12 protein-coding genes are annotated in these 12290 nt (G+C 34.3%); all 12 read left to right on the plus strand.

What is annotated here, in order from left to right; translation table 11 throughout:
- Complete coding sequence (locus LrDSM24759_RS03215; protein ID WP_117118058.1) at positions 1 to 486, plus strand: nitroreductase family protein; 486 nt, start codon at positions 1 to 3, stop codon at positions 484 to 486.
- A 111-nt stretch (positions 487 to 597) separates the two neighbouring features.
- Complete coding sequence (locus LrDSM24759_RS03220; protein ID WP_117118059.1) at positions 598 to 1194, plus strand: DUF4767 domain-containing protein; 597 nt, start codon at positions 598 to 600, stop codon at positions 1192 to 1194.
- A 95-nt stretch (positions 1195 to 1289) separates the two neighbouring features.
- On the plus strand, positions 1290 to 1955 hold the full coding sequence (locus LrDSM24759_RS03225; protein WP_157964233.1) for a DsbA family protein: 666 nt from the start codon (positions 1290 to 1292) through the stop codon (positions 1953 to 1955).
- 81 nt (positions 1956 to 2036) lie between these two features.
- Positions 2037 to 2375, plus strand: coding sequence for a hypothetical protein (locus LrDSM24759_RS03230; RefSeq protein ID WP_117118061.1), 339 nt, complete (start codon positions 2037 to 2039; stop codon positions 2373 to 2375).
- Positions 2376 to 2538: 163 nt separating this feature from the next.
- Positions 2539 to 4317 carry a DNA helicase RecQ gene (recQ, locus tag LrDSM24759_RS03235; RefSeq protein WP_117118062.1) on the plus strand — a complete coding sequence of 593 codons (1779 nt, stop codon included), beginning with the start codon at positions 2539 to 2541 and terminating at the stop codon, positions 4315 to 4317.
- A 77-nt stretch (positions 4318 to 4394) separates the two neighbouring features.
- Positions 4395 to 4670: an FMN-binding protein gene (locus tag LrDSM24759_RS03240; RefSeq protein WP_245953330.1), complete on the plus strand. Its 276-nt coding sequence runs from the start codon at positions 4395 to 4397 to the stop codon at positions 4668 to 4670.
- 60 nt (positions 4671 to 4730) lie between these two features.
- Positions 4731 to 5243 carry a sunset domain-containing protein gene (locus LrDSM24759_RS03245; RefSeq protein WP_245953331.1) on the plus strand — a complete coding sequence of 171 codons (513 nt, stop codon included), beginning with the start codon at positions 4731 to 4733 and terminating at the stop codon, positions 5241 to 5243.
- On the plus strand, positions 5243 to 6091 hold the full coding sequence (locus LrDSM24759_RS03250) for a DNA/RNA non-specific endonuclease (protein WP_117118063.1): 849 nt from the start codon (positions 5243 to 5245) through the stop codon (positions 6089 to 6091). Before LrDSM24759_RS03245 ends, LrDSM24759_RS03250 begins: the two co-directional genes overlap by 1 nt.
- Positions 6092 to 6219: 128 nt before the next feature.
- Positions 6220 to 7083: an NAD(P)-dependent oxidoreductase gene (locus LrDSM24759_RS03255; RefSeq protein WP_117118064.1), complete on the plus strand. Its 864-nt coding sequence runs from the start codon at positions 6220 to 6222 to the stop codon at positions 7081 to 7083.
- A gap of 125 nt (positions 7084 to 7208) precedes the next feature.
- Positions 7209 to 10322, plus strand: coding sequence for a type I restriction endonuclease subunit R (locus tag LrDSM24759_RS03260; protein ID WP_117118065.1), 3114 nt, complete (start codon positions 7209 to 7211; stop codon positions 10320 to 10322).
- A gap of 15 nt (positions 10323 to 10337) precedes the next feature.
- Entirely contained in the window at positions 10338 to 11975 is a 1638-nt protein-coding gene (locus LrDSM24759_RS03265) for a type I restriction-modification system subunit M (RefSeq protein ID WP_117118066.1), read from the plus strand.
- Positions 11965 to 12290 (plus strand): restriction endonuclease subunit S (locus tag LrDSM24759_RS03270; protein WP_194007993.1); only part of this gene is annotated, 326 nt, incomplete at its 3' end. The genes LrDSM24759_RS03265 and LrDSM24759_RS03270, both read left to right, overlap by 11 nt.

The following is a 12290-nucleotide window of genomic DNA, read 5'->3' on the forward strand; positions in this document are numbered from 1 at the left end:
ATGTCAGATCCAGTATTAAAACGTGTTTCAGTCAGAAAATTTAGTCATGAAGCAGTAAGTGAAGCAGACATTGAAAAACTAATTAAGGCGTTTCATGCTTCACCTGCAGCAATGGGAAAATTTGAAAACATGCAAGCGGTAGTTGTTCAAAAACCAAAATATCTTGATGAAGTTGAAAATGCAATTCATGGACATGGTCATAATGCTCCAGTACTTTTTGTTATTGCAACGAAGAAAGATGATCCGATGGGTGAAAGAAATGCATCTGTCGCTGCCCAAAATGTAATGATTGAAGCTGCTTCACTAGATTTAGGATCTACTTATACAATTTCTTCAATGGAATTAAACAAAAATCCTGAAGTGATGTCTCATATTGGAATTGATCATGGATTTGAAGCGAGCGTAATTATAGCTATTGGTCATCCTGAAGAAGAATTAAAAGCGGAAACTGATCGTAGTGGTCGTTATAAGGTTACGAGAAGATAATATCGAACGATAATTGAGTAAGAAAGTAAGGATTACTTACTTTCTTTTTTTCTACAAAAATTTAAAAATAATGGTAGGATAAAGAGGAAAGATTAATATTAGGTGTTTAAAATGAAAAAAATTTATTTAATTGGTGCATTAACTTTATCTTTAGCCGGAATTACTAGTGGTTGCAGCTTGCATGTTTCTCAAGATGGCAAGAGCTTAGAAATTAACAAAAGTTCTAGTTCACAAGTAAAGCACTCAACTAGTAAAAAATCGAGTTCACAATCTGCCAGTGAGCAACAGCCACAAACGACCAAATGGGATAAAAAGCGGGATACCAGCTTAAATCAAGCCATGCAAAAATATGCCCAGGAAAAAAAGATCAAATTAACTAAGTATGATGGTCAACATGACCTTAAATTAGCTAATGCACGTCTGTATCCTGAAACCTTTAAAAAAGATAATTTTTATTTTGAAGGTAAGAAAATTTCTATTGGCTGGAGTCCACAAGGTGAACATAAATATGATTATGATGTAATGTCAATTTATAATCATGATGGCACTAATGGCAGCCATGAAACTTATTTATTTTGCTTACATGACAATAAACCAATTATTTTGATGGATACGACTAAGGTAGGAAAGACTATTAATTTAGTTAGAAGTAATGATAAAGAATTAAATAATAACTTTACACAAATTATGGCTACACCTCAAGTTTAAAAGATAATCAGTTTGATTATCTTTTTTATTTTGCAAGTCTAATTTATTGCAAGAAATCTCTGGGAAAACTAGACTTAAAGTGAGAGGTGATAAATGTGAATATTATTGTTTGGTCAGACTTTACCTCACCAGCATCATATGTGGCACAAGTAAGGTTGCAGCATGTAATTAAAGCATTAAAGTTAAATGATAAAGTGAATTATCAAGTAAGAGCTTTTCAGATCAATCCCAATGCATCAACTGAGGCAGTAGAAACAAATGCAGCAAAACTTGCTCTTGCTAAAGATATTACTCTAGCAAAAGCACAACAATATTTTGAAAGATGGAAAAAGCAAGGACAAGCAGAGGGAATTTCCGTCGAAGCAGGTTATGCTTATGCTACTAATACCTTAGCAGCACATCGATTAGTTGCTTGGATCCAAAGTGTGGAGCATGATAATGCTAAAACCGAAGCTTTGGTTGATGGTATTTTTAAGGCAGAATTTGCGGAAAATAAGAATATAAGTGATCACCAAGTTTTGCTAGATATTGTAAAGAAACTTGGTTTTGATGTTGCAGCAGCTCAAGAAGTCTTAACAACTTCAGCTTATCGAGAAGATGTTTTAAACCAAGAAGCTAGTTTTAGGGACTTGGGCAGTTACCATGTACCAGTAATTATTATTAATCAAAAAGTACTTGAAGGCTTACAACCACGTCAGGCTTATGCCCGTGCCTTAGATCCTAAAGCAGGAGAATTTGTAGATGATTATCTTATAAAATAAGAGAGCGTTTTATTAGTAATTTTTCCCTATGGGACCTACAATATAAGTGTAAAGTTAATATATGAAATCGAGGTAATAATTATGAGTAAAAGAGTATTAGGTAGAGTTGGATTAATTGCTGGTTTAGGTGGAATTGCTGCAGCTGCAACTGCATATTACTTGAAGCAAAAGCACTTAAATGAAGCTGAAAATGGTGACGCTTCAGATACTGATGCAAGTGATACTACTTTAGCAGAAGTTGATGAAGATGGTAATATTAAGGTTTCTGATGATTTAAAGGAACAAATCATTGCTGATGCTCGTGAAATGATTCACCGTAACAAGGACAATGGTTACATTCTTGAATCATTAGAAAATAAATACGGTAAGGATTGCACTTACAGTACTTTGAAAGAATTAATCGAAGAAGCTGAACAATAAAAGTCGGCTTGTTAAACCAATTTTAATTTTAACAATTTAATATTTTAAACAAAGCACACTTAAATTAACTATTTAAAACCATCTCAAAAGAGGTGGTTTTTTGTTGGCTTAAAAAAGAGTAGAATAAGCAGGTATGTATTTAGATTAGAACAGGAGGAAAAAAGTGCGTAACCCGAAAACTGTATTAAAAGATACTTTTGGCTATGATTCTTTTCGTCCTGGACAAGAAAAAATAATTAATTTGGCTCTCTCTGGTAAAAATGCTTTGGCCATTATGCCAACTGGAGGGGGAAAATCACTATGTTATCAGATTCCTGCCTTAGTCATGGACGGAGTAACATTAGTAATTTCACCACTTATCTCTTTAATGAAAGATCAAATTGATACTTTACGTCAAAATGGAATAGCTGCAGCTGCTCTTAATTCCACAACTCCTCAAAGTGAAGTTAATCCAATTTTACGTCAGGCTTACGAAGGTAAAATTAAACTACTTTATATTACTCCTGAACGTTTGGCCATGGATTATTTTCGCTATCAATTAAATTTTCTTAATATTAAATTAGTAGCAGTTGATGAGGCCCATTGTATTTCTCAATGGGGACATGACTTTCGGCCGGCCTATCGACAAATTCTTGCGGGAATTAAATCTTTAAAAAGTAAACCCAATATTTTAGCTTTAACTGCTACAGCAACACCAGCTGTTCAAAATGATATTGGCGACCAGTTGGAAATTCCTAGCAGTAATTATGTCATTACTTCTTTTGCACGACCGAATTTAGCCTTTACGGTTGAAAATGGTGTGCGTGATAGCAATCGTTATATTTTACGTTATATCGAACAACATCCAGACCAAGCCGGAATTGTTTATACCAATACACGTAAGCATGTGGAAGAAATTAATGAATATTTGGCAGATCATGGTATTAACGTTGCTGGCTATCATGGAGGAATGACTAGTGAAAAAAGAAGTCAGGTTCAAGATGATTTTCTTTTTGATCGGTTGCAAGTAATTGTGGCCACTAATGCATTTGGGATGGGAATTGATAAAAGTAATGTTCGTTTTGTCATTCATGCTAATTCGGCTAAAAATATTGAGGCTTACTATCAAGAAGCTGGGAGAGCCGGAAGAGATGGGGATGAATGTGAAGCAATCTTTCTTTATCATCCAGGTGATATGCGCCAGTACCGTTGGTTCATTGATGAGTCGGATGCTGATAAGGAATATAAAAAAAGACAATATAAAAAGTTAAATATTATATCTGCTTATGCCCATACTGATCAATGTTTACAACAATATATTGTCCGTTATTTTGGTCAAACTTGTGATCCATGTGGCAAATGTTCTAATTGTAAGTTACGTGGAAAATTAATTGATGTTACTGCGGATGCCCAAAAGATTATCCAAATGATTTATGAATTAGATGGTCGTTTTGGCAAAAGCGTCATTGTCCAAGCAGTGACCGGTTCGACGATGGAACGGATGCGTGAAATAGGTGCAAACGAATTAGCTCATTTTGGTAGTTTAAAAACTTCCCAAAAGTATGCCAGTGATTTGATTAATTATTTGATAGCCAATGAATTCCTAGAATCTGTTGGAAATCCATATCCGATTTTGCACGTAACCAATAAGGGATGGGATGTTCTTGATGATAAAAGAAAAGTTCAACGTCGTGAACTAAAGCAACGTGCTTATAGTGCTAAAAACTCTTCCAGAACGCAAAGTATCGAAAATCTCGATTTGTTTGCGGCCTTACGTTCGAAACGATGGGAATTGGCGCGTAAAGAGGGAGTGCCTGCCTTTATGATTTTTTCTGATGCTACTTTAAAAACAATGGCACAATTAAAACCTAAAAATGAGGCTGAGATGTTGACTATTAATGGAATTGGAAAAACAAAAATGCGCCGCTTTGGCAAAGAAATGTTAGCGGTGATTAACAAATAATTAAATTTGTCCTTTTTCATTATTAAAATTAGTGATACACTCAATATATACTTATTTATAGAAAGTGAAGAGAAAAATTGATTAAGTACAACCCAGGTTCATACTCTGCTACTGCAAAAGGTATGTCAGGAGAAATTAAAGTAGATCTTACTGTTGATGAGACAGCTATTAAAGATATGAATGTTGATGTTTCTGGTGAGAGCATCATGTTTGGTAAAATGGCTGGTCCACATTTAAAAGATGAAATTTTAGCTAAGCAATCTCCAGATGTTGACGCCATTACTGGTGCCACTACTACTTCTAAGGCTGTGATTGAAGCAACAAAAGAAGCATTGAATCAAGCTAAAAAGTAAGACAAAAGCGAAACTAGATATCTAGTTTCGCTTTTAATTTGTAAAACGAGGAGAAGATGAGTGAAAAGTAAGAAAATAAAACATATTTTACCAAGTTTGTTGATGCTTGTAGGATTGCCCATTGCTTTAACTGCATGTGGTTCTGAAACAACAACTACTCAACAGCAAAATGTAAAAATTAAAAAAGTAGGTGTTAAAAGATTAGCCCAGGCTCAATCAAAAAGGGATACATTGGATCGAGAAAAGAAAGATAAAGAAAAAGAATATCAAAAACTTCAAGATCAATTGACTGAGCAAAAAGATCAAGAAAAGAAAGAAAAAGAGCAACAAAAACAAGAAGAAAATAAGCAACAGAAACAGCAATCAGTTGCGCAAGAACAAAGTAATACTGCTCCTTCATCTAATAAAGGGGATTTGAATACAGCAGCTACTGGTCAAATTGTGGGAAATTCACGTTCTCATATTTATCACGTACCTGGCCAAGCTGGTTATAATATGAGTTCAAAAAATGCTGTCTATTTTGATAGTGAACAAGAAGCAATTGCAGCTGGTTATAGAAAGGCATTAAGATAATGAATAAAAAGATTCGAATTTTTCTTACTAGTTGTTTATTACTATTAGGCAGTGCTGGTGTTACTCTGAATTCTTCTATGCAGACTGAAGTAGTTGCTAAAGTTAAGCAAATAGTAAAGTATGACTACCGCCCCGAACACAAGGCTAAAAAGTTAGAACAGAAAAATAAAGATACTGAAGAGGATATTCAAGATTTAGATCAGAAGATTGCTCAGGTTCGACAAGAGTTAAAAAAATATTCTGGTGCTCATTCAGTTGAATCTGTTGCAGCTAATAAATTGGCCCAACTAAATTATTCTGGGCAAGATGTGATTACCGTCAATAATAATGATCCATCGTTTTCCAATAGTGATTTATCAACTAATCAGGGTGCTTGGCAAGAATATGGGAATCTAGATAACTTAAACCGTGTTAGTGCAGCTAATGCCTTATTAAATCAATCCTTGATGCCGAAAAGTAAAAGACAAGCCTTAAATATTAATCCTACTGGTTGGCACAATAAGAGAATTGCTGGTGGCTGGTTGTACAATCGCTCTCACTTAATTGGTTATCAATTAACCGGACAAAATAATAATTGGAAAAATTTAATGACGGGAACACGTCAGTTGAATGACCCCGATATGGTTCGTTACGAAGATCAAGTAGCAGATTATTTAAAAGCTAGTTCTAGTCACTATGTAAGATATCGAGTAACGCCAATTTTTCGAGGAAACGAACTTCTGGCACGTGGGGTAGAAATGGAAGGACAATCTATCAATTCAAACGCCGTGCACTTTAATGTTTATATTTTCAATGTCGAAAAAGGTGTCACATTAAATTATAATGATGGTACAAGTAAAGTTGGTTAAAGAAAACAAGATTTCCGTAATAAGAAATCTTGTTTTTTGATAGGTAACTTGAATTTAAGAGATAGACCAAATTATATTACGCAAACTTTTGAAATTATTGTTTTATTTTTTAAAAAAGGGGAAATTTTATGAAAATTGGATTTATCGGTACTGGTGTTATGGGAACTGGTATCATCAAGAATTTGTTGAAGAATGGTAATGAAGTGACAGTTTATAATCGTACTAAAGCACATGCGCAAGAAGTTATTGATGCTGGAGCTATTTGGGCTGATTCTCCAGCCGTTGCAACTAAGAATAATGATGTAGTAATGACAATGGTAGGATTTCCCCAGGATGTAGAGCAAGTTTATTATGGTAAAGATGGTATTTTAAATGCAGCGATGTCTGGTCAACTTTTGATTGATATGACAACTAGTAAGCCATCGTTAGCGCAAAGATTAGCGAGCGATGCAGCACAAAAGAATGTGCATGTTTTAGATGCACCAGTTTCAGGTGGAGATATTGGTGCAAAGAATGGAACTTTGACGATGATGATTGGTGGAGTAAAGACGGACTTTGAAAAAGTTAGGCCATTATTAGAACAGTTTAGTAGTCAACAACATTATTTTGGCCCAGCTGGCAGTGGACAACATGCGAAAATGGCTAACCAAATTATGGTTGCTGGAACCATGACAGGCATGAGTGAAATGCTTGTTTATGGTAAAGCTGCAGGTTTAGATTTAAATGAAGTTATAGAAACAGTGTCTAGTGGTGCGGGTGAAAACTGGAGTTTGAGCAATTATGGACCAAGAATTTTAAAGCAAGATTATACACCGGGATTTTTTGCTAAGCATTTCTTGAAAGATCTGCGAATTGCGTTAGAAGAAGCCAAAAAGATGAATTTAGATTTACCAGTAACAAAAGAAGCCAAACAATTGTATGAAATTTTGGTAGATCAAAAAGGCTTAGGAAATGATGGAACCCAAGCTTTGGTTAAGTTATGGTGGAAATAGAGGTATGAAAATAGTTAGTTTAATACTAGCTATTTTTTATTGTCTTGATAACTTACGTTCCAATCAAGTGATAGTTTTTTTATTGTATAATTGAACTATTAGAAAATAATAGAGGAGTAAATGTTTTGGCCATTCAAACTAGTGAACTGAAATTTGAAGATGAGTTAATTAACAAGCTATCCACTTTGGGTGGAGTAAAGCAATGGGAATATCATCCTGATATTAAAACTACCGCTGACTTGTGGGATAATTTCAAAAGTATCTTAGAAAATAATAATCAAGATAAGCTTGATCGTCCTTTATCCAAGACCGAATTTAATCAAGTAAAACAAATTATTGAAAATTTAAAGACCCCATATGAGGCAGGACAATTCCTTTATGGGTTAAATGGTGTTTCTCAAATTGAAGTTGATTTAGATTCTGGAGAACATGTTTATTTAACTGTTTTTGATCAAGCTCAAGTAGGAGCAGGTAATACTAAATATCAAGTGGTAAATCAGATTCAAAGACCAGCTGTTATTCCTGGTTTTCAAGATCGCCGTTTTGATACTACTTTACTTATTAATGGTTTGCCAATTATTCAAATTGAAGAAAAAGCTTCTAATCATGATGCTGATGAAGCTTTAAATCAGATGCAACAATATATTTATGAAAAACAATATACTGGTATTTTTTCTACTTTACAGATTCTTGTGGGGATGACGCCTGAAGATGCTAAGTATATGGCTAATACCACACATGAAAAGTTTAATAAAACTTTTGCTTTCAGATGGCAAAGAAAAGATGATAATTCTCCAGTGATGGATTGGAATGAATTTACTTCTAATGTCTTATCTATTCCAATGGCACACCAAATGGCAACCAATTACATGATTCTGGATGGTACTCCTAAGAATCAGGCCATTAAGGTTATGCGTCCGTATCAAGTTTATGCTGCTAGTTCAATTATTGAAAAAGTTGGACAGCATAATTTTGATATCCATGATCAAGGTATTGGATATGTTTGGCATGCCACCGGATCAGGAAAAACAATCTCTTCTTTTAAGACTGCTTGGCTGGCTTCTCATTTACCAAATGTAGATAAAGTTGTCTTTCTAGTTGATAGAGTTGCTCTTACTAATCAAACAGTAGAAGAGTATAGTGCTTATGATCCCGAAAAAGATGAAAATGGTATTGGCGGAGTAGTGACTGACGCAGCTAACAGATGGGTTTTGGCTAATAAACTCAAATCTAAGCGTAATGGCATCATTGTTACATCGCTACAGAAAATGTCAGCGTTAGTAAAAGATAAAAAGGATATTAGTTCCTTAACTGATAAGAATATTTTATTTATTGTTGATGAGGCTCACCGTTCAACTGCTGGTGATATGTTGAATAATATTAAGAAGGCTTTACCAAGATCAGCTTGGGTTGGTTACACCGGAACGCCTAATTTTGATAATAGTCCAACTACGAAAGATATTTTTGGCAATAATATTCATAGCTATACTATTTCTGATGCTATTAGGGATGGTAATACTTTAGGTTTTAAGGTTGATTTTGAAACAACGTTAAGTGAGGAAGTATTAAAAGAGCAATATTTGCCAGCATATTTTAAAGCTCGTTATCCTTACTATACCGATGATGACATCAAAAATCGAATTAACAACCTCCAACCGGAAGATACGGACGATATGATTGAACCAAGTGTCTATGACAATAATGAAAAGCATGTCGAAAAAGTTGTTAAGGATATTTTAGCCAATTGGGATAAGCGTTCACGTAATGGCGAATTTAATGCTCTCTTTACCACTCATGTAGGTGGTAATCGTGCTTCTACACCGATGGCAATGATGTACTATCGAGAATTTAAGAAACAAAATTCTTTACGGGATAAACCATTAAGAATTGGAATTACTTTTAGTCAAGATAAGAGTAATGATGACAAGCAATTAGAGAATAATAAATCACTCTATGAAGCAATAGAAGATTATAATGCAGAGTTTGGCACTAACTTTGGACCAAAAGATGTTAAAGAATATACTAATCAAGTTGTTGCTCGTCTTAATCATTCAATTGATGATGGCAAATATTTTGATATTGTGATTGTCGTTGATCAATTATTGACTGGATTTGATGCTCCGCAGTTAAACACTTTATATGTCGATCGAACCTTAAAGGGAGCTTCATTAATTCAGGCCTATTCAAGAACAAATCGTGTCTTTAATATGCAAACAAAACCTTTTGGTAGAATCGTAAATTATCGTTGGCCGATGCAAAACGAGAAATATATGAAGCAAGCTTTAGCAAAATATGCGGATCGTAATTCAGCGAATGAACAAACAGATACTGGAGAAAATAAAAAGAATGATGATGAGGGAGGAGTAATTGCACCAACTTTTAGCGATATTAAAAAAGATTTGACTAAAGTAGTAAATTCTTTAAATGATTTAACTGATGAGTTTACAACAGTTCCGCAACCTCTTGAAAAGGAACGTCAAGATCAAATGCTAAAGGATTTACGTGAATATAATCATCTAATAGCTATGGCAAAACAAGACGATGAATATAATTCTAAAGATCCTAATACTCTTTTGAAAGAAATTGGAATTTCAGAAAAGCAAGAAGAGGTTTTAACTACTACTCTTGCCATTGATCTTAAAAAGACAATTGCAAAACGTAGGAATATTGATTTTTCTGCAATTGATCTAGAAATGGAACATGTAAAAGAAGTACGTGTTTCATATTCATACTTGAAGCAATTGATTGCCAAATTAATGAACCAAAAGCATGAAAAAGATGAAGAAGGGGCCAAAGAGACGGCTCAGAAGATCAAGGAACTTTCTGCTCGGATGGATGATCGTAAGCAAGCTGATAAGATCAACGATTTTGCAGATCAAGTGTTGGCTAATGAAGTTACAGGTGAAGAATATCCAGTTCAGCAAGAAGATGTTGATGAGTTATTACAAAAATATTCTAATAAATCTGAGCGTGAGGATATTTTAGCCTTCAAACGTAAATGGGGCTTAGTTGATATTGCCTCAAGTCAAGAAGTTAACAATGTAATCTATAATCACATAGAAGGTGCAGATGATTTGAACCTCTCTGGAGAAATGGATGATATTGTCCGTGAAGCTTCAGCAGTATATCAGACAGACGCGGAAGATAAAGAAGTACAGGCATTGAACAAGATTAAATATCGGCGTCAACTAAGAGATCATTTGCAAGAATTTGCCGATGATATTGTCAAAAAATATTAGGAGAACTTTAGGATTATGAGTAAAGCAAAAGATGTAACTAGTCAAATTTGGGAAATGGCTAATCGTTTACGAGGTAACATGGATGCTTCTGAATATAGAAATTATATTTTAGGATTCATGTTTTATCGTTACTTGTCCGAACGCCAAGAAAATTGGTTACTAAAAGAAATACAATTGGCTGATAATATTGACGATATTAATGAAACCTATAAGAAAGAAGCAAGCGGAGAGTATCGTTCAGATTATTTAGCAGATATTGCAGGGTCTTTAGGATATGCAATTGCGCCTGAATATACTTGGAAAACTGTTGTGGAAGAAGTTAATAATAGCACTATCTCTCCTGATACTTTCCAAAGTATGTTTAGTAGCTTTGATAATAATTTGAAGTTAAACGTTAATGCTTTACAAGATTTTACTGGAGTATTTGGTGATATGAATTTGTCTAATTCACGTCTTGGAAATACAACAGCTGCTAGAGCAAAAGCTTTGACTGATATAGTTAGTTTAGTTGATCAAGTTGAGTATAAAGATGAAAATGGTCATGATATTTTAGGTGATATTTACGAATTTTTGATTGCTGAATTTGCTGGAAATTCTGGTAAAAAAGCTGGAGAATTCTATACTCCGCATGAGGTATCACAAGTCTTGGCAAAACTAGCTACAGCTAACTTAGATCGAGATCTTAAGAAGCCTTCAGTTTATGATTTTGCTTGTGGTAGTGGATCTTTATTGTTAACTCTTAAAGATGAATTTGACAATAAACCTTTATATTTTGGAGAAGAGTTAAATACTACTACATATAACTTAGCTCGTATGAATCTGATGATGCACGGAGTTAAGTATGATGGAATGACACTTAAGAATGCGGACACCTTAGAACAAGATTGGCCTGATGGTTTAGATGCTCAAGGAGTCGATCGTCCAAGATCATTTGATGTAGTAGTTGCTAACCCTCCCTATTCAGCACGCTGGGATAACAGTGATCGTAAGTTAAAGGATCCACGTTTTAAGGACTATGGTTTAGCTCCAAAAACTAAAGCAGATTATGCCTTCTTACTACATGGCTTGTATCACTTAAAAGATGACGGAGCAATGGCGATTGTTTTACCACACGGTGTACTTTTTAGAGGAGCAAAGGAAGGTAAAATTCGTGAAACTTTGCTTAAGAAAAATCAAATTGATGCCGTAATTGGATTACCTGCAGGTTTGTTCTATTCTACTGGGATCCCAACCGTTGTTTTAGTCTTACGTAAGAACAAAACAAACAAAGATGTTCTATTTATTGATGCTTCTAAAGGATTTGAAAAAGGAAAGAATCAAAATAAATTAAGAGAAGAAGATATTAATAAGATTCTTGAGACTTATAAAAAGCGTGAAGATGTTAAACGTTATGCCCATGTAGCAACAATGGATGAAATTAAAGAAAATGATTTTAATCTAAATATTCCACGTTATGTTGATACATTTGTTCCAGAACCACCGGTTGATCTTAAAAAGGTTGCTATTGAATTAAAAGAAACCGATGCAGAAATTGAGAAGAATCAGAAAGAATTAGTTGGGATGCTCAAGGAATTAACCTCCGAAGATGATGAAATTATGGATGGCTTAAATGAGATAATAAAAGTACTTGAGGGAGAATTACATGAAGAATAAAGAAGAGCAAACAGCGCCAAAACTGAGATTTAAGGGATACACTGATGCATGGCAGCAAGGTAAGTTAGGTGATCTTGGGTCAGTTGCAATGAATAAAAGAATTTTTAAGCATCAAACTACACCAATTGGAGAAATTCCCTTTTATAAAATTGGAACTTTTGGTAAACAAGCAGATTCTTATATTTCTCACGAACTCTTTGAAGAATATAAGAAAAATTATCCTTTTCCTAAGAAAGGTGATCTTCTTATTGCTGCTTCTGGAAGTATTGGAAAAATAGTTGAATATCGGGGAGAGAAGGCGTATTTTCAAGATTC

The organism is Lactobacillus rodentium (genome assembly GCF_003423665.1).
Lineage (GTDB): Bacteria > Bacillota > Bacilli > Lactobacillales > Lactobacillaceae > Lactobacillus > Lactobacillus rodentium.